This window comes from Streptomyces sp. NPDC088733 (genome assembly GCF_044751185.1).
GTDB lineage: Bacteria > Actinomycetota > Actinomycetes > Streptomycetales > Streptomycetaceae > Actinacidiphila.
On record NZ_JBIVLH010000035.1, the window covers coordinates 28,422 to 50,542 of the forward strand.

The following is a 22,121-nucleotide window of genomic DNA, read 5'->3' on the forward strand; positions in this document are numbered from 1 at the left end:
GGGGTGCTCGCTCAGTTGGCGTCACGGCGTCGGCTGTCCATCACTCGGCTCAACTCGAGCGAGGCGGCAGAGACCTTTTCGGTGGCCTCGCGGATGGCGGCGGAGCCCTTGCCCTTCAGCTTCTCCTTCAGGTCCGCGACGGCGGCCTCGACCCGGGTCCTGACATCACTGGGGACCCTGTCCCTGTTGTCCTTGAGGAACTTCTCGGTCTGATAGGCCAGTTGCTCGGCCTGGTTGCGGGTCTCGGCGGACTCGCGGCGCTTGTAGTCCTCGTCGGCATACTGCTCGGCCTCGCGCATCATGCGGTCGATGTCGTCCTTCGGCAGCGCCGAGCCACCGGTGACGGTCACCTTCTGCTCCCTGCCGGTGCTGAGGTCCTTTGCCGTGACGCGCATGATGCCGTTGGGATCGATGTCAAAAGTAACCTCGATCTGTGGCACGCCTCGGGCGACCGGAGGCAGGCCGGTCAGTTCGAACACACCGAGCTTCTTGTTGTACGCGGCGATCTCGCGCTCACCCTGGTAGACCTGGATCTGCACCGACGGCTGGTTGTCCTCGGCCGTGGTGAAGATCTCCGAACGCTTCGTCGGGATCGTGGTGTTGCGCTCGATCAGCTTGGTCATGATGCCGCCCTTGGTCTCGATACCGAGGGACAGCGGGGTGACGTCAAGCAGCAGCACGTCCTGGACTTCGCCCTTGAGCACACCGGCCTGGAGCGCGGCGCCGATGGCCACGACCTCGTCCGGGTTCACTCCCCTATTGGCGTCCTGACCGCCGGTCAGCTCCTTGACGAGCTCGGCGACGGCGGGCATGCGGGTGGAGCCACCGACGAGGACGACGTGGTCGATCTCGGAGAGCTGGATGCCCGCGTCCTTGATGACGTTGTGGAACGGGATCTTGCAGCGCTCCAGCAGGTCCGCGGACAGCTGCTGGAACTGGGCGCGGGTGAGGCGCTCGTCCAGGTGCAGCGGGCCCTCGGCGGACGCCGTGATGTAGGGCAGATTGATCGAAGTCTCGGTGGACGAGGACAGCTCGATCTTCGCCTTCTCGGCGGCCTCGAACAGTCGCTGCATTGCTTTCTTGTCCCGGGCCAGGTCCAGCCCGTAGCCGCTCTTGAATCGCTTGACGAGATGGTCCACGATGCGCTGGTCCCAGTCGTCGCCGCCCAGTCGCCTGTCGCCGCTGGTGGCCTTCACCTCCACCACGCCTTCGCCGATCTCGAGCAAGGACACGTCGAAGGTGCCGCCGCCCAAGTCGAAGACGAGGATGGTCTGGTCGTCATGGTCCAAGCCGTAGGCCAGGGCGGCGGCGGTGGGCTCGTTGATGATGCGCAGGACGTTGAGGCCCGCGATCTCGCCGGCCTCCTTGGTGGCCTGGCGTTCGGAGTCGTTGAAATGGGCGGGGACGGTGATGACCGCGTCGGTCACCTTCTCACCGAGGTAGGCCTCGGCGTCACGCTTCAGCTTCTGCAGGATGAAGGCGGATATCTGCTGCGGGTTGAAGTCCTTGCCGTCGAGGTTGATCCGCCAGTCGGTGCCCATGTGGCGCTTGACCGATCGTACGGTCCTGTCGACGTTGATCATCGCCTGACGCTTGGCGACCTCGCCGACGAGCACCTCGCCGTTCTCCGCGAAGGCAACGATGGACGGCGTGGTCCTGGCACCCTCGGCGTTGGTGATGACGGTGGGCTCGCCACGCTCCAGCAGGCAGACAGCGGAGTTGGTGGCGCCGAAGTCGATGCCTATCGCCCTGCCATTGGCCGGGGCACGGGAGGCCGGCCTTCTCCGCGCTGATCCGGACGATTGCCTGACCTGTCGTGCCCAGTGGTCGCGGCTGACTTCCGCATTTCGCGCATCCTGCGATGCGGCGCCGTAGAGCTGGGCAAGAAGGTGGGCGACCTGGTCGTACCGCTGGGCCGCAGCCTCCGGGTCGCCGCTGCGCCCCAGCCTTTCAGCGTCCTCGACAAGCAACCGGGACGAGCCCCGGACTTCGCTGTCGGCGGTGCCGCGGCGGCTCTCGTCCGAAGGCGGGCGGTAGCCGATGTTTCGGGCGAGGATGAGATCCTCGACGGTGTCCGTGCCCTGTCGACGCGGTTCCGGCAGACCTCGACTGCGCAGTCCCCGATACAGGGACCGGTAGACATGATCCAGTGTCAACTGCTCGGGTGCCCGTGGATCTCCCTTGGTGAGGAGTCTCAGCAGCTCTGCAGTGAAGGCAGTGTTCCGCTCCCCTTCGGGCGCAAGCGCGGTCACCCCGCTCGCAGTGGCCGTGAGAGTGAAGGTGCCGGTGATCTGTGTCTGGTCCATCACCACGTCATCGGGGGCCATCACGTCGATGGCGCGTCCGGAGAAACAGCAGTCGAGTACAACGACACGATTGCGCGCGGGGCTGTCGGAGACGATCTCCCTCACACCGTCGAACGGCATGGCCGTGTAGCGCAGCAGATCCCTGCGGGTGTGGGACAGCCCCAGGTACAAATTCCCACGGCTGTCGAGCAGACCATGGCCGGCGTAGTAGACGAACAGGAGATCTTCCGCTTGAGGAGCGAGCAGAGCCAGGCGCTGGCCCAGTTCGGAGGCTGTGCCCGGGTTGCTGATGACCTCGCAGGTCTCCGGGGTGAACCAGCCGCGAGCCGCGGTGCTCAGCGCACTCACGATGTCCGTCAGGTTGTTCAGTACCGAGGGCAGATCGGGCAGCGAGACGTCGGCCGGGTAGTCGGCGGTGCCGATCAGGACGACGCGTGACCGCGCGCTGTCAGGACGTCTCATCGAGGACCGCACCCTGCTGCTCCTGCTGCAGGAACGTGACGAGGTCCGTGACCAGTGCATCGGGAGAGGAGGCCCGCTGGACGCTCACCTCGAAGCTGTCTCCGCTTGCTCTGACCACCTTCAGCGTCACGTCACTGGTCCGATGCCGCACCCACTCAACGGCTGCCTGGGCCAGTACCGCCACGGCCCCACCCGAGGAGAGAGCCACGACCAGGGCTTCGGGAAGCCCGCCCATTCGGTCACTGGGGATCTCAGCGCGTTCCAGTCGGACCCGACCACGCAGTTCTCGCTCGAACCGCAGCCACTCAGCCAGCTCACCGAGCTGTGCTGCACCCGCCCCCGCGTCGGAGCAATCGACGATCAGCCTGGCTTCCAACATCGCCCCCGATGAAGATGTGATCCGCACAAATCATACGAGAAATCCCCTTGACGCCGCAGGAAAACACAACTGCCCTCACCTGACATGCCAGTCGGCTACCGGAATCCGTGAACTCCACTTGCGCCTGATCCCGCTCGGTCCGGTAAGCGCGGGAGGAGTCCGTGCCGTCGACGCCGCCCGCATCCGCATGCCGGCGCACCGCCTGATCGCAGGACCGAACAGGGGGCTCCGGCAGGAGCGTTCGAGGGGAGTGCACGGCAGGCCGGCGTGCCGGAGCCGAGGGCGGCTTCCTTGTTTGCGCGTCGTCAGGAAGGACCAGGCTGACAGGAACAGCCGGGAAAAGGAGCGGGGCGTGGGTGCGGCGCTGTTGACCATCGTGGCTGCCCTGATCGGAGGCGCGGTCTCGCTGGCATCGGTGCGCCTGTCGCAGCGTGGTGCAGAACGTGCCCTGGGGCAGGAGCAGCAGCGGGTCGATCGGCATCGCGCCGAGGATCGGCGTCATGAGTGGGACAGCCGCATGCTCGAGGAGCGGCGCGCAGCGTACACCCGGCTGAACGCGGCGGCACGCAGTCTGCGGGACGCGTTGTCCGACTGCTCCCACGACATGGAGGCCACAGGTTCCGTCACTCCCGACACGCTCACGGACATGGAGGAGAGGTGGCGTCACTACGTGGTGCAGCACGCCGAGGCACACATGATCGTCTCTGATGAGGTCCTCGGCCTGCTCGGAGCCGTCAACGGGTCGCTGCGCGCCGCCCACGGCCTGGCCAAGGGCCTGAGCGGGGCGGGAGAGCAGCCCGAAGGCGGCCGCGCGGAGCTGAGGGATCGCCTGCGCGACCTGTGGCCCCGCCTCGAAGCCCTCCGCGACCAGATGCGCCGGGATCTCGGGATCACCGACCGCTGACCTTCCGCTTCCGGCAAGCGGAACACGTCGGAGCGCGCTTCGTACGGGCTCCCACCGGACCTCACAGCCGGTCCTCGCTACGCCGTATTCCGTGTGCCGCCGGCGGACGAGCCGTCCGCGCGTCAAGTACGGACCCGTTGCGCCAGGCCGCCGAGTGCGCCGTGGGGAGCATCTGCTGAATGCCGGGGTGCCCGCGCGGGGCGTGGCCCGGTGGGGGCGAAGCGGTAGGGCAGGGGTGTCGGCTCCTGGTCTTGGTTCGCAGCTCTCGCCGAACATGGTAACAGCTGTTACCATGCCGATATGGCCAAGACACAGCTCGGAGCACGCGTCGACGACGAGGTCGCGGAGATCGCCCGGAAGCGGGCGGCGGATCGCGGTCTGTCCGTCGGCGACTATCTCGCCCAGCTCGTCCTGGAGGACGCCAGCGGTCTGCGGGCCCGCGCCATGGGCGCGGCGGAGCGATTCCTCGCCGAGCACCAAGCAGTCTTTGACGAGGCCGAGCAGGGTCAGGGTGGGGCGCGGGTGGACGCCGCGTAATGGACCTGCACATCGATGTCCCGTGGATCCTGCAGGTGGCCGAGCTCGCGGGAGCCGGCGATCCGGCTCCTGACGACTACGGCGTCCCTGTGGCGGCGTGCGCCCGGCACCAGGCCGAGTTGATGGAGCGGTCGGTCTACGACGGCCCCTACGCGCGAGCTGCCGCACTGGTGCACACCTTGGGTCGGTGCCGGTGGCTGGAGCGGTCCAATCTTGCGGTCGCCGCGGCCACGGGTGTGATGTACCTCGAAGCTTCCGGGATCTCCGTCAAGCCCTCTCATCACGATGCGGTCGCCCTGCGGGACCTCCTCCTCGATCCCGCCTGCACCGCGAACAGGATCGCCGAGGCACTGCGGGCCTGGCCGTCGGTCTGATCCTCGTGGCAAGGCCGTTGAGCTGACACCCGCTGCACTACCTCACCTGCGCGCTCTCTCTCCCCCCCCCCACCGTGGGCCGAGTCCCCAGAGGGGCTACCGCACGGCATCGCTCCTGCCCTTCGCGGGGTCGGCGGTGGTCAGGCCGCTGGTCGACCGGAGGTGTGCTGAACAGCCACCAAGGCGAGGTCGTCGCGCAAGTGCTTGCCCGTGTGGATGTCCAGGTCCTGGTTGACCTGCTGCAGCAGAGTATTGGGACATTCCCAGGTCCAGGCGGCGGCCCGATCGAGGACCGGGTAGAAGCAACCGGCGACATTTCGGGCTTCGATGAGGCCGTCGGTGTAGAGCAGCAGGGTGTCGCCTGCGTCGAACCCGAAAGTGTCCATGTGGTAGTCGTCCGGCCTTGTCCCGGACAGGCCGAGCGGTGGTGCGGGTCGAGAAGTGTGCAGCACGGTGACCTGACCGTTGTGATGCAGCAGCGGTGCCGGATGGCCGCAGCTGATGACCTTCAGGGCATGGTCTTTGTCGGGGATCTCGACCAGGAGGGCGGTCACGAAGCGCTCCCAGCCCTCCGGGTCCACGTCGGCCTCCTGAGCCAGATGCCTGCGGACGCTGTTCTCCAGGGCGGCAGCCAGTTCCGAAAGAGTGCCGTGCTGGTGGGCGGCCTCCCGAAAGGCACCCAGGAGCGCGGAGGCGTCCGCGATCGCCGGCAGGCCCTTGCCCCGAACATCTCCGATCAGGAACCGGGTCGTGCACCCAGCCCGGGCGGCGGCGTACAGGTCCCCGCCCACCATCGCGTAGGCCGTGGAGGCCCGGTACGCAGAGGCAACGCGCAAGGGGCCCAGCCGCCCGCACAGCGGTCGGAGCAGCACCCGCTGAGCCGCCTCGGACACCGCCCATACCTGGTGGAACTGCCAGATGCTCCGGTGCTGCCGCTCCCGAGCGCTCACGACGAGGAGTGCCACCGCCACCAATGTGCCGAAATGGATGAGCAAAGGGGGCGAGTGCAGCAGACCGCCGGCTCGGTCGACAGCGATCGCCGCGGCGCTCACGGCCAGGGTGACGCCGGCCGCGAAGCGGGTGCGCCTGGCGGGCAGCAGGGCCGCGGCCACCAAGGGCGCGAACACGGAGTAGTCCGACCAGGGAACTCCACCGCCCGCGGACGGGGCCATGATTACTGTGCAGGCCAAAATGATGGCACCGGCAAGCACTGGCCACAGCCGCCACGGGAGTGCTTGGACGGTAGGCATCGACGTCACCGCCTGCGCCGGGTCGGTCCCCCGGAGGCGCAGCCGCCACCGCCGTGGTCGGCTGTCGGTTCCGGCGGGGCGCACCGTCTCCCCGTTGCAGGGGAAGACTGCCGCAACAGAACTGGCGGAGACTGATTGGGGTCGATCAGAACTTACGTTCGCCACGGTTTCCCTCTTCCACACCCACGCCCGTCGGCGCTGGGCAGGACTGCCGACGCGGTGAGCCGAGACAGGTATGTACGGTCCGATTGCTTTCCGCGGAATGCGGGCGCCAGGGTCCGCTCAGGGGTGTGTCGCTGCGGCTACGCCCGGCGCCGGATCACCGCAACGGTAGGCATACCTTGCCGACGGGCGGCACCACGTGAACACGTAGTCCTGCCCGCGAAGCATCACGACTCCTCCACGTCCCCGGCCCGCGAGGTGTCATACCGGAACCCGAGCGCGACCAGCCCCCAGGCGGACGGGCGAGCGGGGCGCCAGCCGGAACCCCCGACCACGATCACGTCACGTTCGACTCGTGGGGGGGGTATCACGCGGTCGACAGCGGGCTCGATCGGCCCGGCACGTCATCCCCGAGCGCCCACAGCCGCTGGAAAACCCGACAGGGCCCACGCCGTGAGGCATGGGCCCGTACAGAAGGGCTCGCCCCTGGGCCGCAAGCGGCCCAGGGGCGAGCCCTTCATCGTTCCTGGCGCGGTTGCGCGGGGGCGATCCGTTGATCCGGTGAGCGGAAGGGGCGCCGGGTGGGAACCGGCCCGGGCAACGGAGCGGTTCTCAGAACAGGTCCGAGAAGTTACCCCAGCTGGTGCCGATGACCGAGCTGCCGGCGAACCCTCCGGCGCCGCTGCCGCGGTAGAGAACCAGATCCTTGGTGGTGCTGTTGCGGGCGATGAGGTCGTTGTCCCCGTCGCCGTCGAAGTCGCCGACGCTGAAGATGAGGTCCAAGCCGGACCAGTTGTTGCCGATGTTGGTGGACCCGGACTTGAAACCGCCGGCACCGGTTCCGCGGTACAGGAACAGGTCACCGGTCGAGCTGTTGCGACCGATGACGTCGGGGTTACCGTCGCCGTCGAAGTCTCCGGGAGACATGATCAGGTTGAATCCGCCCCAGCTGGTGCCGATGACGGAGCTGCCGGCGAAGCCGCCGGCGCCGTTGCCCTTGTAGAGCAGCAGCTCGTTGGTGGTCTTGTTGCGGGCGATGAGGTCGTTGTCGCCGTCGCCGTCGAAGTCCCCGGGTGCGGTGATGTTGTCCAGACCGGACCAGTTGTTGCCGATGTTGGTGGACCCGGACTTGAAACCGCCGGCACCGGTTCCGCGGTACAGGAACAGGTCACCGGTGGAGCTGTTGCGACCGATGACGTCGGCGTTGCCGTCGCCGTCGAAGTCTCCGGGCCGCACGATGGCGTTGAACGCGGACCAGTTGTTGCCGATGGTGGTGGACCCGGAGTTGAAGGCGCCGGTGCCGGTTCCGCGGTACAGGAGCAGGTCGCCGGTGGAGCTGTTGCGACCGATGACGTCGGGGTCGCCGTCGCCGTCGAAGTCGCCGCGGTCACCGGAGTTGCTGATGTTCTTGTAGCGGATGGGGTCGTAGGTGGTCAGTTCGGACCAGGTGTCGAAGCCGAGGTTGCCGAAATTGGAGTTGGTGTAGGGGTTCCGGACGGTCTCACCGTCCTGGTTGAAGGAGTAGACGTACGCGCCCTGGCCGTGATCGGAGGGGTTCTTCCACTTGGCGAACAGTTCCATGTGGCCCGACCGCAGTACGGCGTCACCGGGCTGCAGCTGGTCGAGAGTGGACAGGTAGGTGATCAGGCCCGAGCCGGGAAAAGAAGCAGTGCTCTGGCTGCTCGACAGATGCCAGGTCATCGAGACCAGCCCGGAGCAGTCCTTGCGGTAGCCGCGCCCCTGCGGGTCCGGAGCGGAACTGCCCTGGTCGTAGGTGTATCCGTGGTCAGCCCAGTACTGGGCTCTGGACAGGACCTCGGAGCGGGTGATGGTCCCACCGACGCTGGAGGCGGCGTGCGCGGCCGACGACGGCAGGGCAACCAGCACGCCCAAACCCAGGGCCAGGCCAAGGGTGGCGGTAGCCACACGGAGCGGCATCGTGTTCATCGACATGGCGGAAGTCCTTTTCAAGCGGGAAGGGAAGCGGTCGGGGCCGAGAACCGGCAGAGCTGGGTCCCAGATCAATTCGCCGGCCCTCGCAGCAGCGACGCTGCCCCGGACGGCGCCGCGGGCAGCCGTGCTGATGCCAGCAGGAGGGGCGGTCGCTCGCGCAGCGGGCAGGGGGGCAGGGGGCAGGGCGGGCGAAGTCAGTCCCAGATCATGTCGTCCGTTGTCGCAGCAGCGACGTGGTCCCAGACGGCGCTGCGTGCGGCTGTGCTGGTGGCGCCGGGAAGGGTGGCGGTTTGCGCAGCGGGCAGCAGGGCGGTCGAGCCGACGATGACGGCGGTGACAACGGCGGCCTTCACGATCTGGCAGAGAATCACGGGTGTCCCGTCCTGTCCTGATAGATGGGTGTCAGGGGCTGTCTCCGGATGTCGCGTCCCGCGGTTGACGCGTGGTCCGGCTGCCGTACCGGCGGTTCCCTGCCGGCGGGTACTAGCTTCGTCGCAGGTCAGCAGTGGTGGAAGGTGCATTGGCTGGACGGAATCGGCCCTGGACGGATCAGTCCAGGGCGGTCGGTGGGGCCAGCAGCACCTCGTAGAACGGTGCGATCATCGGTGCGCGGGCATCGACGAGGTCCCAGCCGGCCAGCTCGGCGCGGGCGCGAAGCACACGGCGGCACACCTCGGCAGCGCGGACCTCGGCATGCTCCAGCCGGTCGGCGAGCAGGTACAGGCCCAGCACCGGATACGGCTGGGCGGCGGGGTGCGCGACGATGTGCTCGACCCTGTCCCGGGTCTGCGTATGTGCCCGCATCCAGGCGGCCATGTCCGCAGGCAGCACGGCCTGCTGGGGAGCCCTGAGCCGGGCATGCACGAGATACATGCCCGGGATCCTGGCAACTGACGTGGAAACGCCACCAGTTGGGCAACCTGGACTGTTCGGGCAATGGCCGGAACGGTCCACCGGAACAGTTCCCGTGAACTCCTCACGCAAGCGCACCGGGCCTGCGAGGATCACGGCTGCCACGCGGGCCGCACGTCGCATCAGGGGGTTTTGTTCATGCTCACGGCGCTGGGGCTCGACTCCGCCGCGGAAGCGTCTACCGGGCCATGCTCGCCCGCCCCGACGACGGCGTGGCCGCTTTGAGTGGTCACCTGGGCCTACCGGAGGCACAAGTGCGCGGCGCTCTCGACACCCTGAGCGAACTCGCCCTCGTCCGGCCCTCCTACGACCACGCCGGTAGCCTGCGCGCTCTCCCGCCCGAGCTCGGCATGGAAGTCCTCATGGCCAGACAGCAAGCCGACTTGGCCGCGCAGCAGCAGCGCGTCCAAGCATCCCGTGCAGCGGCCGCCCAGCTCATCGCCGAATGCGCCGACCTGCGTCCCGGAACCCCACCCTCCGGGGTTGAGCAGCTGCTCGGACTGGACCAGATACGCGACCGTCTGGCCTCCCTGACCCGGGAACTCACCAGCGAGGTCATGACCTTCGCCACCGGTGGTGCCCAGTCACAGCAGGCCATCAACGCGGCCAAACCCCTCAACGAGGACCTGCTGGCCCGCGGAATCCGCATGCGCACGATCTACCTCGACAGCATCCGCAACCACCAGCCCACGATGGACTACCTCATCTGGCTGACCGAGAACGGTGGCGAGGTCAGAACCGCTGCGGCCCTGCCCTGCCGCATCATCATCACCGACCGCACCCGTGCTGTCATCGCCGTCGACACCGACAACACCGCAGGCGGCGCCGTCGTCCTCACCGGACAAGGCACCGTCACCGCCCTGTGCGCACTGTTCGACAGCACCTGGACCACCGCCCAGCCACTGGGCACGCGTCCCCTCCGCGACGGGAAGGGACTGACCGCGCAGGAAGCCGCGACGCTGCAGCTGCTTGCGGACGGCCACACAGACGTAGCCATCGCCAAACGCCTCGGCGTCTCACCACGCACCGCGCGACGCATAGCAACGGACCTCATGGAACGACTCAACGCCCGTAGCCGCTTCCAAGCCGGCACCCGCGCAGTCCAACAGGGCTGGCTCCCCGACCAACCCTGAACTCCTTCGAGCCGTGGACATCTCGAAGATCGGCCGGTGACCGTCTCTGTATCCGGACCTTCACCCCGACGCCGGGACAACCACGCGGATCAGGTGGGAACCCGTACACCACTTCCGAAGACGCAACCCCGGGGCATCCTCGGCGGAGCGATGTCAGTGCACGGCCGCATACTGACGCCCATGCAGATCACGGAGGACGCACTCAAACGGGCCTGGCATGAGATAGCCGCAGGCTCTGAGCTTCTCGATGACGCCATGTTCCCGCCTACCGGCACATCACCCGGCCAGTACCCGCAGCGCGTCAGCGATCCCGATGGCCTCTTCCTCGTCCTGGACGAAGACGGCGCGGTGCACGGCCACCACGGCCCCTATGCGTCGGTTTTCACCACCCGGGAACTCGACCAGGTGCTGTACTTCGCCGCCGAAGAAGCGGTCACTCGGCTCGTGGACCGTACCCGCTCCTCCACTCTGGGGCTGGCGACCAATCTCGTCACCGAGCAGGCCGAGATGATGGACCGAATCGACCCCGCGTGGGGAAGGAGGTTCCGCAGCGGCGGCATCGACGGCACGCGGACGGCGCAGCCGTGCGGACGTGACCCGCTGGAACGCCTCGCCTGGATCGCCGACACCTGGCGCGACCAGGACCCCTACACCCACCTTGCCTTCTTCCGCGGCAAGGACGTCAGCGCCGAACAGATCGCCCTGCTGCATGGAGCCGACCCGGAACAGATCGCTACCGGGATGCGCTTGTCGGACCTGCGCGCGATGGAAGCCTCCGGCCGTGATCACGGGGACATTGCCTGGGAGTCCTGCTGCTTCGGGCAGGCGGGCGACTGGGCGTTCCTGATGTATCACGAGACGCCACCGGGCATCCGGGCCGACCATGCGGCTCTCTCCCGGCTCGGAGTCACAGAGACCGTGGAGTTGAGCGCCACAATGGGGAAGGGCATCTACAGCTTTTACTACACACGCGACGGCCGCAGCCTCGACGACGGCTGGGGGATGCTGGAACTGATCTGGTACAAGGAAGGCCGCGCGCCCTACTACCGGGGCGGCCAGCTCGACTTCCTCAACCAGGCCATACGCCGCGCCGAACTCGACCACCCAGAACTGATCGACACATTCGACCTGTACTTCCACGCCCTGGACGACGCACTCGGCCTTCAACTGCCCCAGCAGGACATCAAGGACGGAACGGTCCGTTCCGCACTGTGGGCAGGAAGCAACTCAGGCCGAGGCCAAAAGTACGAACAGTGAGGCAATCAGGTCGGCGTAGTCGGCGGGGAGAAGGCCGGTGCGGATACCGCGGCGCCATCACCGGGGCATGCCTTCGCCGGATGGCTGTCCTCAGGCCCTGCCTGTGGCCTGCTCGGGCGGGGAAGTTTCTGGGCGAGACCGTCCCGGCTGAGGGCGGAGGCCGTCGCTGAAGGCCGCCAGCGCCGCGCGGGCGGCGGGGTAGACATCCGCGGGGAAGCTCCGGTCGGACGACAGTGCCGCTTCGAGCAGCGGCGCCGCGGCGGAGGCCGGTGCGCCGATCCGGGCGACGTACCGGACCGCCGCGCGGCAGGGCTCGTCGGCGTCACCGGACCTCAGAGGTTCCAGGGCCGCCAGGAGGACCGGCACGGCGGCGCTGGTGTCGCCGGTGATCCGCCACCAGGCGTGGGCGGCCTGGACACGGGTCCACGGTCCCGGGGACTGGAGCAGGGGCCGGACCGCGGTCGCGCATCGCGTGGCCAGCGGCCCCAACTCCGCCAGGCGGGCGAGGTCTGCGTACCCCAGGCCCCTGGCTGCCGCGTCCTGCGCGAATGCCAGGAAGACCTCCGGTCCACCGGTGATCCGCCAGTGCGCCCACGCCGCGTTCTGCGCGCCGTGCCATCTTCGTATGCCGTTGGGCAGAAGGGTGCTGCCGTCGTGACGTGGTGGCTGTGCGTCGCCACGGACGAAGCCGGCGAGGACGCGACGGATCCCGGGGAGCAACTCGTCGGCCCGTGTCAGCAGCGGCTGCAGGACCTGCCCGAGTGACGTCACGTAGAAGAACGGGAGCCGGCTGCTTGCCGCCAGCCACCGGTGCACCGGGTCCAGCACTCCTGGATGGCCGAGACGAGCAAGAGCGACGGCCGCGGGCCCGGCAACCCGGTCGTAGGAATCGTTGGCGGCCACGAGCAGGGCGGGAACGGCCGGGGTGATGTCCTGTGCGGAGTCCGCCGACACCAACTGCGCCAGCACCATCGCCGCAGAATGTCCGACGCGAGACAGACCGCGCCCTCGGCAAATTCGGCGCGCCCGGAGTCGAACCCGCCCAGCGCGAGCGCGACACCGCGGTCGACGTGCTCGTACAGGTCCAGCCGGAGAGCGTCCGGATCCACCCCCGCCTCGGCCAGCAACTTACGTGCCGAGAAGCTGTATTCCGTCCCCGTGCCCAGCGTCATGGCTCGCACGCTACAGCCCCGGACTTGCTCCGGATCACTACGGGGCGTGAGCCGACTGGACCCTCGCCGCACCGGAAACCGGGCCCGCGGGGTCGGTACGGGGCGAAAGCTGCGAGCGGGGCACCGTCGGCGATTCGGCCAACCTTCGTTCCCCGTGCTCCTGTTGCTGGAGACGGATCGGTGCATCCTCCACCCTCCGACACGCGCCCCGTGTCCGGGTTCAGGGAACGTCTGAAACACACCAGTTCGACACCCGGGCCGACTCGTTGGGCCTCACGACCACGCCGGACGACCCTCGGGGAGAACCACGTTGACCTCGGCCGCCACGAACCCGCAGCAGCACACCCCGCCGCCTCCCGCGCAGATCACCTACAGCGGGCAGTACTCCGTCAATCCGCTCGCCGAGGTCTCCTTCCGGCGGATGTGCGCGCAGATCCCGGCCGTCCTGGGCCGCATCGCCCGGCTGTCGTGGCGGACCGACCGGCGCGCCGTGCAACTGCTGCTGGGCTGCCAGACGGTCACCGGTGTCTCGGCCGCCGTGCTGCTGGCCGCCACCGCCCGCGCCATGGAACCCGTCCTCGGCCACGGCACCGCCGGCGAGCGGCTGCGCGACGCCCTCCCAGCGCTGCTCGTGGTGGCGCTGGCAGCCGCGCTGGGCCGCTCGGCGGGAGCGGTGGCCACGTACGCCGAGCGGCGGATCACTCCGCGGCTGACCACCGAGACGGACTGCGCGCTGGTCGAGGCGGTGTGCCGGGTGGAGGCGGCAGCCTACGCGCAGGACGGCTTCTCGGATCGGCACGAGGCGGCCGAGATGGGGGTGCTCCGCACGCACGTCATGGTGAGCGACGCCCAGCGGTTCCTGTCCGCGCTGATCCGTATGGTCACCGCCGGCGGCGTGCTGTCGGTGCTGAACCCGCTGATGCTGCCGCCGCTCCTGCTCGCGGTACTGCCGGCCGGTGTCGGCGCGGTGCTGACCGCCCGGGTCGACTACGAGATCCACTACGCCAACATCGCCGACCGCCACGTGCGCGGCATGACGCGCTGGTGGGCGACCGAGTCGAAGTACGCGGACGAGGTCCGCGCCAACTCGATGACCGACTACCTCACCTACTGGTACCGGGCCCTGTCCGAGCGCTGCGACCGGCGCACCCTGGCCGCCGCGCCGCGTACCCTGCGGATCGCCCTGCTCGCCGCGCTGGCAGGCGGTGTCTTCCTCGTCGCGACCTGGAGCGCGCTGGCATGGCTGGCCGTGTCCGGCCGCGTCGAGCTCGCGGTCGCGGCGACCGCCGTCATCGCCGTGCAGACCACGCTCGCCGCGCTGTCCCAGGTGGTCGTCAACGGCGCCGCGGTCTTCCACACCAGCCTGTACCTGGGCGACCTGCAGGCCTTCCTCGACGACGCCGCCGCCCGCGCCCCCAGGCGGGGCCGGCGCACACACACCGCGCCGACCGAGGAGATCCGCCTGGAGGAGGTCGTCTACCAGTACCCGGGCAAGGACAAGCCCGCCGTGGACGGTGTCTCCCTTTCCCTGCGGCGCGGCCAGATCCTCGCGATCGTCGGCGCGAACGGCTCGGGAAAGTCCACGCTCACCCGGCTGCTCACCGGGATCTACCTGCCGGACAAGGGCAAGGTCACATGGAACGGTACCGACCTGGCCGACATCGACCCCGCCACGGTATGGGCCAACACCGGCCTGGTGCCGCAGATCTTCGCCCAGTGGCCGCTGCGGGTCCGCGAGAACATCACCCTCGGCCAGCCCCGCACCCACGACGACACCCCCGTGTGGCAGGCCGTCGACGCCGTCGGGCTGCGCGAGACCGTCGAGGACCTCCCCGCCGGCCTGGACACCCTCCTGGCCCGCGACATCTTCGGTGGCACCGAACTGTCCGGGGGCCAATGGCAGCGCATCGCCTGCTCACGCGCCCTGTACCGGCGCCCGGACCTGCTGATCCTGGACGAACCGACCTCCCAGACGGACCCCCGCGGCGAACACCGGATGTTCGAGCAGATCAAAGCCATCGCCGGCGACCGCATCACGATCGTCGTCACCCACCGTCTGGAGAACACCAAAATCGCCGACCACATCATCGTGATGGAACACGGCCGGATCACCGAACAGGGACGCTACGACGACCTCGTCCACGCCGGCGGAACCTTCGCCGAACTCCTGGAACTCTCCCACCACCGCTGACCCCGTCGACCCGTTCCGCTTCGTGGGTGAGGGCGGCCGACGCCGGCGAACACACCGGGCGTCGCGCCGTCTCCGCGGCCGACCGCGTCGTCCTGATCCGGAACTCGGGCCTCAATCTGCTCGTCCTAGTAATCCAGTCTGACTTCGCCATGTGTTCGATCGTTTGTGGGTGGGCCGGGTGGGGTCAGGACGTCGGTCCTGCATGCGGCCAGGCGCTCAGTAGCTCCGCCAAGGCGGCTGCGGCTGCTTCTTGCTTGCTGGTGGTCATCGTCATTGACGCTGAGGCGTCGTAGGGCTTGCCCCTCCAGACCGTGAACCCTGCCTCTGGATCCAGCGCAACGAAGGCCGGAGCGATCTCTCCCTGCCCCGCCCACCACTGCGGGCCGTCACTCAGGCAGAATCTGTTATGGCTGGTGAACGGATAGAGACGTGCCAGGCTGGTGAGCCGGACCGCAGCGACCAGGACGCCCAAGATGGGCGGGATCCAAGAGCGCCCTGGTTCGCGTCCGATAGTGTCGGCAGCCTCGGCTGCTTCGGCCTCGAAGGCCCATGCGGCACTGAGTGTGTTGTTCACCGCGTCATCGTCCCTCGCATGAGACCTCCGTGGGACCGCATGATCACGTCAGGAGATCCGAGAAACAGCACCTAGGGCGGCCCGTCCCCTCGGCGCACGAACGGGTCCGCTCGCTGAGGCGGTCATGCCGTCTCGGCGTACCGCTCCCCCGCGTACGCCCGCAGCACCGGGATCACCGCCTCCGCGCCCCCCGGCAGCCTGTCGATCCGGTCAAGGACGTAGGCCCGGTGACCGTCGATCAAGTGCCGGGCGTGGTCGGAGTCATGCGCGCCCGGCAGCGGCCACACCGTCAGGCAGGGGCGGGGGTCGAGGCTGTACGGCTGCCGCCCGACCGTCACGGTGGCTACGTCGCTCCACCGGAAGAAGTTCCCCGGGTTGGCCACCTCGCGCATGGCGATGCCGGTGGCATCGATCCGCAGCTCCATCGGCTTGCGCCAGCGGACGTAGGAATCGCGTACCAGGCCCCAGCAGATGACAGTGCCGAGCATCGACACCGTGACGGGGATCCCGATGCCCGAATCGCTGTCGAGCCGGTCGTGGAAGAGGATCACCAACACGTTCACCGATACGAACACCGCGCTGAACAGCAGCGCCCACATCGTCCGGACACGCATCCGTCGGCCGTCGCCCAAGTCGGCGGTGAAGGTCCGCTCCCCGCCGGGGACGCTCAGTTCGGGTCCGGCAACCGTCACCGGGATCGGCGGCCGTACCGCGCGTGGCGCCGTCTCGAAGCGGTCGCCGGCGTACTCGGCGAGCGCGTCCCTGAGGTGCCCGACATACTGGTCCAGGTCCGCGCAGTTCAGCAGCGTGTAGCGGTCAAGGGCGTTCCGGCCGCGGTCCGGTTTGCGCGGCAGCGTCACACCCGGCGCCGTCCACAGCCGCAGCCGCGGCTTGGGGGGCGTGGTGTCGCTGTCCGCCGGCTGCTCGTACCACAAGGAGACCGCGTTGATCTGCCCCCAGGGCAGTACGGCGTCGTGCAGCGTGATCCCGAACGCGTCGATGCGCAGCCGGAACGGCCGCCGTGCCCTGCGCAGTTCGCTCCACCCGTAACCGGCGACCGGCACCGACAGGGCCGCGAAAAGTCCCTGACCCGGCTCGGGACTGCCAGAGGCAACCAGCCACACAATCGCTCCCGCCAGCAGGGCCAGCCCCCACGCCAACCACCACGACCCGCGTTTTCTCAGCGTCCGCTCAATCGTGAATTCCACCGCTTCACAACCCCCTTTGGCCGTCCCCCTACGGCACCATCATGCGTCGCGACCCACCGACACCCCGCCCTCGCAGATGGGTGGTTGCCCCACCGTGACAGCCATGGGACATCAACACCGCCCGTTCACCGGGCTGCCACCCCGCGGTGTGCCGGAGGCGTACCTTGTGCACCGCGGTCACTCACGCGGCCCGGAGGCGCCTGGGGCGATTCAGCCCGCCTCGTGGGAGGCGCCGGCCCTGGGGACGAGGGCCACCGCGGAGCGTGCCGTCCGCTCCAGTGTCGCCGCGTCGACACCCGCCTTGGCGATCGAATCGATGCCCCTGATGACGCTCAGCAGCACATAACCCAGGGCGTCGGCATCGGCGTGGTCGGCCACTTCGCCCGCCGTCTGGGCGTCGCGGATCGTCGCCGCGAAGATGCCGGCGAGCTCGTCGAACGCGCGGCGGGCGACCTGCGCCACCTTCTCGTCCTCGCCGGCGAGGTCCGCCGTGGCCTTCGTCAGGAAGCACCCGCGGTGGGGCGACTCGGCGGCGAAGGCACTGGCGATCGAGACGAGGTACTGCTCCAGTCGCGCCACGGGTGAGGAGAGTACGGCCCGGGGGCCGTCCTGCAGCTGGTCACGGGCCTGAGCGACCAGACCCTGGCAGTAGTCGGCGAAGACACGCACGTACAGCTCGCGCTTGTTGCCGAAGGCCTTGTAGATGCTGCCCTTGCCCAGCCCTGTCGCATCCATGAGGTCGTACGTGGACGTGCCGGCGAAGCCGGTCGTCCAGAAGCGGTCCCGTACGACGTCCAGGACCACGGTCTCGTCGAAGCCTCTTTTTCTGCCCATGTCCGCAGCCTACGCGATTGTGGTCCATCCAGACCACAATGCCCCCTGCCGACCGCGAGCACAGGCCCCCCGCGTGAGCCGTGCCACCTTCCCGCACACCCGGGGTACGTTATTGTGGTCCACCTGGACCACAAAAATACCGTGTCCCACCACCCGTTTCCCAAGGAGTCCTCCATGTCCCAGCTCGCGACCCCCCAGCCGCGCGTCGCCGTCGCCTTCCACTCCGGATACGGCCACACGGCCGTCCTGGCCGAGGCGGTACGGCGCGGAGCCGAGAAGGCGGGCGCGCACGTGACGCTCGTCGCGGTGGACAGCATCACCGACGCGCAGTGGCAGCAGCTCGACACCGCCGACGCGGTGATCTTCGGGTCGCCGACCTACATGGGCGGCGCCTCCGCCGGCTTCCACGCGTTCGCCGAGGCCAGCAGCGGCAGGTACCTGAACAACACCTGGGCGGACAAGATCGCCGCCGGCTTCACCAACTCCGCGTCCAAGAGCGGCGACAAGCTCAATACCCTCAACTTCCTCGCCGCCTTCGCAGCCCAGCACCACATGATCTGGGTGGGCCTCGGCCTCGCCCCCGGCTGGAACGCCCTGACCGCCGACGAGCACGACCTCAACCGCCTCGGCTTCTGGGTCGGCGCGGGCGCCCAGACCCCCCAGGACGGCGGCACCGACACCGTCCACGCGGCCGACATCGCCACCGCCGAACACCTCGGCACACGGGTCGCCGAGCAGGCGACGGCTCTCGTCGCCGGCCGGGCCGTTCTGGCCGACTCCGCCGCCTGACCCCTCCCCCACGAACAACAAGGAGCACCACCATGCCCGTTGACGGCGAGTACGAGCCGAGCGCGACCGAGTGGGTGCGCGAACAGGTCGCGCAGTACGAGGCCACCGACGGCGCGGAAGGCGGGACCTTCCTCGACCTGCCGGTCATCATCCTGACCACCAAGGGCGCGAAGTCGGGAAAGATACGCAAGATGCCCCTAATGCGAGTGGAGCACCAGGGCTCCTACGCCGTGGCCGCCTCCAACGGAGGCTCCCACACCCACCCGTCCTGGTACCGCAACGTGCTCGCACACCCCCTCGTCGAGGTACAGGACCGCGCCGTCAAACAGGACATGGTCGCCCGCGAACTCCACGGCGAGGAGAAGGCCCAGTGGTGGAAGCGTGCGGACGCCGCCTACCCGCCCTTCGTCGACTACCGCGCCGGAACCCGACGCGACATCCCCCTGTTCGTCCTGGAACCCGCCAGGCCCGAGGACTGACCGCGCCCACGCCCCGGGTGGGGTGCAGGCAGCGACCGGCAACACCCCACCCGGGCTGCCCGACTCCCCCGCGGCCTTGCCCACGCCTCACCCCACCGGCCGTAGACTGCCCGAGCTGAAGGGGAGGCGACGGGGATCGTGGTCACAGGTGTCGGTGCGAGTGATGCGGCGGACGGCGATTCCGCCCTGATGTCCGCGGTCCGGGCCAAAGACACCGCCCTCGTGCAGCGCCTTCTCGACGAGGACCGTGAACCCGGCATGCTCGACGCCGCATTCGGCCTGGCAGTCCGGATGCACGCCGGCGGCCTTGCCTCACTGCTGCTCCAGTACGGCGCGGATCCTGACCGGTGCGGACCGGGCGAGTTGCTGTCGCTGCGCGAAGCTGTGGAATCAGGCTCGCCCGCGTTGGTCGAGGCGCTCCTGGACCCCAGGATCCTGGGCCGGTGTCCCGCGTCCGAGTTCTCGCAGATGCGCGATCTCGCGCGCCACTGGCACGAGGTGGGGGCGGAAGCCGAACTGCGGCGCCGCACGGGTTCTCAGGAGGCCGTCGTCCGTACGCGTGTCGAGGACGACGAGTACTACAGCGTCGACGAGTTCACTCTCGGCCGGATGACCGTCCGCGACGGCCACGGGGCGATCCTCACCGACCTGGAGCGGCTGGCCGGCGTGCGCACCGCGTTCGAGGAACTGATGGCACGCGCGCTGGGCCACGACGAGGACCACGCCATGTGGGGAACAGCCACCATTCTCCTGGCCAACCGGCGCGACCAGGAGACCTGGTCCGCGGCCGCCGCGCTCCGCACGCATGCGGCGCCGTCCCACAGGCTGTTCGGTGCCCAGGTACTGCGACTGACACATCTTTTCGACGACAGCGACGAGGACGCGTTCGCGCGCCCGGCGCTGGACATCTTCACGGACTGGTCGGCCGGCGAGGAGGACCTCGCCGTCCTGATCGAGGTACTGGTCGCCCTCGGGGAACACGCCGACCCCCGCGCCGACACGGCGCTTCTGGCGCACGCCGGCCACCCCGATCCCCGCGTACGGAGCGCGGTCGCACGCGGAGTCGGCACGCGGTCCGAATCGCCCGCCTTCCGCGATGAGGTCCGTGAGGCACTACTGGTGCTGATGACGGACGTGGACCCGGCAGTACGGCTCAACGCCTGCCTCAGCATCGGCGAAGGCAAGGACCGCGATACCGTCCTCGCGGACGCCCTGGCCGCGCTCCTGGACGACACCGACCGCCAGGTCCGCATCGCCGCCGTGCACGGCCTCGCCCTCCACCGCGACGAGCGCTGCGTGGAAGCGGCGAACCGCCTCGGCCCGCCGCAGCCCGACGTTCCGTCCGAGGAGCACTACCTCGCCTCGGCATGGCGCTACGAACGGTGCCGCGACCACTGCTGATGTCCGCTGTCCGAGCGGGTCGACGGGCCCCCGTGCATCGCCGGTCAGTGACGGCGGCGTATACGGATGGGACCGCGGGCCTCGGTCGGCTCGACGGGACGGCCGCCCTGCGTGATCTCCACCTCGCCGGCGGTCGCCAGCCGCCGGGCCGCACACCGTACCGGTTCCATCAGCCCCCGCCAGCCGTCGTCGTCCCTCTCGTACACCGCCCGCGCGACGTCGCAGGGGCAGATCGTCGCGGTCGGGGCACGGCGTTCCAGCAGCTCCAGGATGGCTCGCTCCAGGCGCTCGTCCATCTGCCGTTCGCTGCGCCGCACACCACCAGTCTCGCAAAGACGACCCTCCTGGCGATTCCCCGCTGTCAGGCCTCACGGGCGCAGGCGGTGAGGCGATCGGCGAGCGCGGTGACGAGGTCGCGCAGCTCGGCGGGGCGCTCGATGACGAACGGCCGGTCCAGTGAGGCGAGTACCGGCGGCAGCCAGTCCAGCCGCTCCGCGTGCAGCTCGACGCGCAGCCAGCGCTCGGCCGCCTGGTCCTCGCCCGCCGCGGGCGGGTACTCCTCCACGCTCGCGACGCTGGCGGGAAGGCGGGCACGGACCTGTGCGACCGTGCCGTGGATCCGCAGGGTCACCTCATGCCGGTACTCGGCCGTGGCGAACGCCGTCACCACGCGTTGTGCCGGATCGAGGTCCTCGGGCGCTTCGAAGGAGCCCGGCAGGGTCCGCGCGTCCGCGATGCGGTCGAGGCGGAAGGTCCGGTCCTCGTCGAGCCGGGCGTCCTTGCCCGTGACGTACCACCGGCCCGCATGGGCGACGATTCCGTACGCGTGCAGCGGGCGTTCGCTGCGCCGTCCGTCGCGGTCGGTGTAGCGGATCGAGACCGGCCGGCAGTGGCGCACCGCGTCGGCGAGGGTGAGCAGGACGTCGGCGTCCGGGGTGTCGGACTCACCGGGTTGATCGGTGAAGGCGAGAGTTTCCAGGAGTGTGTCGAGGCGGTGGGCGATGTGCTGGGGCAGCACTCGCCGGATCTTGGCCGACGCCGTCTCGCTTGCCGTGCGCTCCGTCGTGGTCAGCCCCGCCCGGCGGCCGGCGACCAGGCCGAGCAGCACGGCCAGTGCCTCGTCGTCGCTGAGCATGAGCGGAGGCAGCCGGTACCCGGGGGCGAGCCGGTACCCCCCGTAGCGGCCGCGCACCGATTCCACCGGCACGTCCAGGTCGATCAGCTGGTCCACGTACCGCCGCACCGTGCGCCCTTCGACGCCGAGCCGGTCGGCGAGTTCCGCCACGGTACGGGTGCCGCCCGACTGCAGCAGTTCCAGGAGGGTCAGCACGCGGACAGTGGGGCGGGACACATTCACAGCCTAGCGCGAATACAGGACCGATTCTGTCCCCTATTTCTCCTAGCCTGCGACATGCAACACCACAAGCACAGCCAAGGAGATTCCCATGGACTTCGTCTCGATCCGCATCATCACCGGCGACGTCGCCCGCCTCGTCGCGTTCTACGAGCAGGCCACCGGGGTGCGCGCGACCTGGGCCACCGAGGGCTTCGCCGAACTCACGACCGCGAGCGCCACGCTCGCCATCGCCGGCACCCGCACCGTGCCCATGTTCGCCCCGGGCTCGGCCCGGCCGGCGGAGAACCACAGCGTCATCACCGAATTCCTCGTCGACGACGTGGACCGCGTCCACCGGAACCTGGCCGGCTTCGTCACGGACTTCGTCACCGAGCCCACCACCATGCCCTGGGGCAACCGGTCCCTGCTGTTCCGTGACCCCGACGGCAACCTCGTCAACTTCTTCACGCCCGTCACCCCGGCAGCCGTCGAAAAGTTCGCACGCTGA

General features: G+C 69.1%; 21 protein-coding genes and 2 pseudogenes. 10 read left to right on the forward strand and 13 right to left on the reverse strand.

The window, feature by feature from the left end:
• Positions 1 to 38: 38 nt before the first annotated feature.
• The 3 genes and pseudogenes from dnaK to ACIP64_RS37805 form a co-directional block, all read right to left on the reverse strand.
• Positions 39 to 1,745, reverse strand: a pseudogene (gene dnaK, locus ACIP64_RS37795) (molecular chaperone DnaK); the annotation flags it as partial.
• 387 nt (positions 1,746 to 2,132) lie between these two features.
• A pseudogene (locus ACIP64_RS37800) lies at positions 2,133 to 2,828 on the reverse strand (caspase domain-containing protein); the annotation flags it as partial.
• Positions 2,755 to 3,147: a hypothetical protein gene (locus tag ACIP64_RS37805; protein WP_401596359.1), complete on the reverse strand. Its 393-nt coding sequence runs from the start codon at positions 3,145 to 3,147 to the stop codon at positions 2,755 to 2,757. The gene ACIP64_RS37805 and the pseudogene ACIP64_RS37800, both read right to left, overlap by 74 nt.
• A 352-nt stretch (positions 3,148 to 3,499) precedes the next feature.
• Here ACIP64_RS37805 and ACIP64_RS37810 point away from each other — a divergent pair, with 352 nt between their 5' ends.
• From ACIP64_RS37810 to ACIP64_RS37820, 3 genes are all read left to right on the forward strand, one after another.
• A complete protein-coding gene (locus tag ACIP64_RS37810) occupies positions 3,500 to 4,051 on the forward strand; it encodes a hypothetical protein (RefSeq protein ID WP_401596361.1) in 552 nt (183 codons plus the stop codon).
• Between the two features lie 300 nt (positions 4,052 to 4,351).
• Positions 4,352 to 4,588, forward strand: coding sequence for a hypothetical protein (locus ACIP64_RS37815; protein ID WP_401596364.1), 237 nt, complete (start codon positions 4,352 to 4,354; stop codon positions 4,586 to 4,588).
• Complete coding sequence (locus ACIP64_RS37820; RefSeq protein ID WP_401596367.1) at positions 4,588 to 4,962, forward strand: fic family toxin-antitoxin system, toxin component; 375 nt, start codon at positions 4,588 to 4,590, stop codon at positions 4,960 to 4,962. Before ACIP64_RS37815 ends, ACIP64_RS37820 begins: the two co-directional genes overlap by 1 nt.
• A gap of 140 nt (positions 4,963 to 5,102) precedes the next feature.
• On the opposite strand, the gene ACIP64_RS37825 is transcribed toward ACIP64_RS37820, so the two are convergent.
• The 4 genes from ACIP64_RS37825 to ACIP64_RS37840 all read right to left on the reverse strand — a co-directional run bounded on the left by ACIP64_RS37825 (position 5,103) and on the right by ACIP64_RS37840 (position 9,200).
• Entirely contained in the window at positions 5,103 to 6,134 is a 1,032-nt protein-coding gene (locus tag ACIP64_RS37825) for a PP2C family protein-serine/threonine phosphatase (RefSeq protein ID WP_401596370.1), read from the reverse strand.
• Positions 6,135 to 6,986: 852 nt separating this feature from the next.
• Positions 6,987 to 8,327 carry an FG-GAP repeat domain-containing protein gene (locus tag ACIP64_RS37830; RefSeq protein WP_401596373.1) on the reverse strand — a complete coding sequence of 447 codons (1,341 nt, stop codon included), beginning with the start codon at positions 8,325 to 8,327 and terminating at the stop codon, positions 6,987 to 6,989.
• A 194-nt stretch (positions 8,328 to 8,521) separates the two neighbouring features.
• Positions 8,522 to 8,698, reverse strand: a complete 177-nt coding sequence (locus tag ACIP64_RS37835) for a hypothetical protein (protein ID WP_401596376.1) — start codon at positions 8,696 to 8,698, stop codon at positions 8,522 to 8,524.
• Positions 8,699 to 8,876: 178 nt separating this feature from the next.
• Positions 8,877 to 9,200: a hypothetical protein gene (locus tag ACIP64_RS37840; RefSeq protein WP_401596379.1), complete on the reverse strand. Its 324-nt coding sequence runs from the start codon at positions 9,198 to 9,200 to the stop codon at positions 8,877 to 8,879.
• A 293-nt stretch (positions 9,201 to 9,493) separates the two neighbouring features.
• On the opposite strand from ACIP64_RS37840, the gene ACIP64_RS37845 reads away from it, so the two are divergent.
• Both ACIP64_RS37845 and ACIP64_RS37850 read left to right on the forward strand, forming a co-directional pair.
• The gene (locus ACIP64_RS37845) at positions 9,494 to 10,372 is read left to right on the forward strand and encodes a LuxR C-terminal-related transcriptional regulator (RefSeq protein ID WP_401596382.1); all 879 of its coding nucleotides are present in this window, start codon (positions 9,494 to 9,496) and stop codon (positions 10,370 to 10,372) included.
• Between the two features lie 180 nt (positions 10,373 to 10,552).
• Positions 10,553 to 11,629, forward strand: a complete 1,077-nt coding sequence (locus ACIP64_RS37850) for a hypothetical protein (protein WP_401596384.1) — start codon at positions 10,553 to 10,555, stop codon at positions 11,627 to 11,629.
• 90 nt (positions 11,630 to 11,719) lie between these two features.
• Here ACIP64_RS37850 and ACIP64_RS37855 read toward each other — a convergent pair whose 3' ends face one another.
• The gene (locus ACIP64_RS37855; protein ID WP_401596387.1) at positions 11,720 to 12,601 is read right to left on the reverse strand and encodes a hypothetical protein; all 882 of its coding nucleotides are present in this window, start codon (positions 12,599 to 12,601) and stop codon (positions 11,720 to 11,722) included.
• A gap of 510 nt (positions 12,602 to 13,111) precedes the next feature.
• Between ACIP64_RS37855 and ACIP64_RS37860 the strand changes: the two genes are divergently transcribed.
• The gene (locus ACIP64_RS37860) at positions 13,112 to 14,992 is read left to right on the forward strand and encodes an ATP-binding cassette domain-containing protein (protein ID WP_401596389.1); all 1,881 of its coding nucleotides are present in this window, start codon (positions 13,112 to 13,114) and stop codon (positions 14,990 to 14,992) included.
• Positions 14,993 to 15,176: 184 nt separating this feature from the next.
• Here the strand turns inward: ACIP64_RS37860 and ACIP64_RS37865 are convergent, their stop codons facing one another.
• From ACIP64_RS37865 to ACIP64_RS37875, 3 genes are all read right to left on the reverse strand, one after another.
• Positions 15,177 to 15,566: a hypothetical protein gene (locus ACIP64_RS37865; protein ID WP_401596391.1), complete on the reverse strand. Its 390-nt coding sequence runs from the start codon at positions 15,564 to 15,566 to the stop codon at positions 15,177 to 15,179.
• Positions 15,567 to 15,688: 122 nt separating this feature from the next.
• Entirely contained in the window at positions 15,689 to 16,774 is a 1,086-nt protein-coding gene (locus ACIP64_RS37870; protein WP_401596393.1) for a hypothetical protein, read from the reverse strand.
• 210 nt (positions 16,775 to 16,984) lie between these two features.
• Positions 16,985 to 17,608: a TetR/AcrR family transcriptional regulator gene (locus ACIP64_RS37875; RefSeq protein ID WP_401596396.1), complete on the reverse strand. Its 624-nt coding sequence runs from the start codon at positions 17,606 to 17,608 to the stop codon at positions 16,985 to 16,987.
• Positions 17,609 to 17,782: 174 nt separating this feature from the next.
• Here ACIP64_RS37875 and ACIP64_RS37880 point away from each other — a divergent pair, with 174 nt between their 5' ends.
• The 3 genes from ACIP64_RS37880 (at position 17,783) to ACIP64_RS37890 (ending at position 20,277) form a co-directional block, all read left to right on the forward strand.
• Positions 17,783 to 18,397 (forward strand): flavodoxin family protein, encoded by a 615-nt coding sequence (locus ACIP64_RS37880; protein ID WP_401596399.1) that lies wholly within the window; start codon positions 17,783 to 17,785, stop codon positions 18,395 to 18,397.
• 32 nt (positions 18,398 to 18,429) lie between these two features.
• Entirely contained in the window at positions 18,430 to 18,876 is a 447-nt protein-coding gene (locus tag ACIP64_RS37885) for a nitroreductase family deazaflavin-dependent oxidoreductase (protein WP_401596402.1), read from the forward strand.
• 189 nt (positions 18,877 to 19,065) lie between these two features.
• Positions 19,066 to 20,277, forward strand: coding sequence for a HEAT repeat domain-containing protein (locus tag ACIP64_RS37890; RefSeq protein ID WP_401596405.1), 1,212 nt, complete (start codon positions 19,066 to 19,068; stop codon positions 20,275 to 20,277).
• Positions 20,278 to 20,321: 44 nt separating this feature from the next.
• Here ACIP64_RS37890 and ACIP64_RS37895 read toward each other — a convergent pair whose 3' ends face one another.
• Positions 20,322 to 20,573, reverse strand: a complete 252-nt coding sequence (locus ACIP64_RS37895; RefSeq protein ID WP_401596471.1) for a DUF3253 domain-containing protein — start codon at positions 20,571 to 20,573, stop codon at positions 20,322 to 20,324.
• Between the two features lie 65 nt (positions 20,574 to 20,638).
• Positions 20,639 to 21,628 (reverse strand): helix-turn-helix transcriptional regulator, encoded by a 990-nt coding sequence (locus ACIP64_RS37900; RefSeq protein ID WP_401596408.1) that lies wholly within the window; start codon positions 21,626 to 21,628, stop codon positions 20,639 to 20,641.
• 94 nt (positions 21,629 to 21,722) lie between these two features.
• Between ACIP64_RS37900 and ACIP64_RS37905 the strand changes: the two genes are divergently transcribed.
• Entirely contained in the window at positions 21,723 to 22,121 is a 399-nt protein-coding gene (locus ACIP64_RS37905) for a VOC family protein (RefSeq protein ID WP_401596411.1), read from the forward strand.

What these genes read in the sequence shown, in the direction of transcription:
- ACIP64_RS37805 (WP_401596359.1), bottom strand. Translation starts at nt 3,147, where the DNA reads ATGTTGGAAGCCAGGCTGATCGTCGATTGCTCCGACGCGGGGGCGGGT.
- ACIP64_RS37815 (WP_401596364.1), top strand. Translation starts at nt 4,352, where the DNA reads ATGGCCAAGACACAGCTCGGAGCACGCGTCGACGACGAGGTCGCGGAG.
- ACIP64_RS37820 (WP_401596367.1), top strand. Translation starts at nt 4,588, where the DNA reads ATGGACCTGCACATCGATGTCCCGTGGATCCTGCAGGTGGCCGAGCTC.
- ACIP64_RS37825 (WP_401596370.1), bottom strand. Translation starts at nt 6,134, where the DNA reads ATGGCCCCGTCCGCGGGCGGTGGAGTTCCCTGGTCGGACTACTCCGTG.
- ACIP64_RS37830 (WP_401596373.1), bottom strand. Translation starts at nt 8,327, where the DNA reads ATGTCGATGAACACGATGCCGCTCCGTGTGGCTACCGCCACCCTTGGC.
- ACIP64_RS37840 (WP_401596379.1), bottom strand. Translation starts at nt 9,200, where the DNA reads ATGTATCTCGTGCATGCCCGGCTCAGGGCTCCCCAGCAGGCCGTGCTG.
- ACIP64_RS37850 (WP_401596384.1), top strand. Translation starts at nt 10,553, where the DNA reads ATGCAGATCACGGAGGACGCACTCAAACGGGCCTGGCATGAGATAGCC.
- ACIP64_RS37855 (WP_401596387.1), bottom strand. Translation starts at nt 12,601, where the DNA reads ATGGTGCTGGCGCAGTTGGTGTCGGCGGACTCCGCACAGGACATCACC.
- ACIP64_RS37875 (WP_401596396.1), bottom strand. Translation starts at nt 17,608, where the DNA reads ATGGGCAGAAAAAGAGGCTTCGACGAGACCGTGGTCCTGGACGTCGTA.
- ACIP64_RS37880 (WP_401596399.1), top strand. Translation starts at nt 17,783, where the DNA reads ATGTCCCAGCTCGCGACCCCCCAGCCGCGCGTCGCCGTCGCCTTCCAC.
- ACIP64_RS37885 (WP_401596402.1), top strand. Translation starts at nt 18,430, where the DNA reads ATGCCCGTTGACGGCGAGTACGAGCCGAGCGCGACCGAGTGGGTGCGC.
- ACIP64_RS37890 (WP_401596405.1), top strand. Translation starts at nt 19,066, where the DNA reads ATGTCCGCGGTCCGGGCCAAAGACACCGCCCTCGTGCAGCGCCTTCTC.
- ACIP64_RS37895 (WP_401596471.1), bottom strand. Translation starts at nt 20,573, where the DNA reads ATGGACGAGCGCCTGGAGCGAGCCATCCTGGAGCTGCTGGAACGCCGT.
- ACIP64_RS37905 (WP_401596411.1), top strand. Translation starts at nt 21,723, where the DNA reads ATGGACTTCGTCTCGATCCGCATCATCACCGGCGACGTCGCCCGCCTC.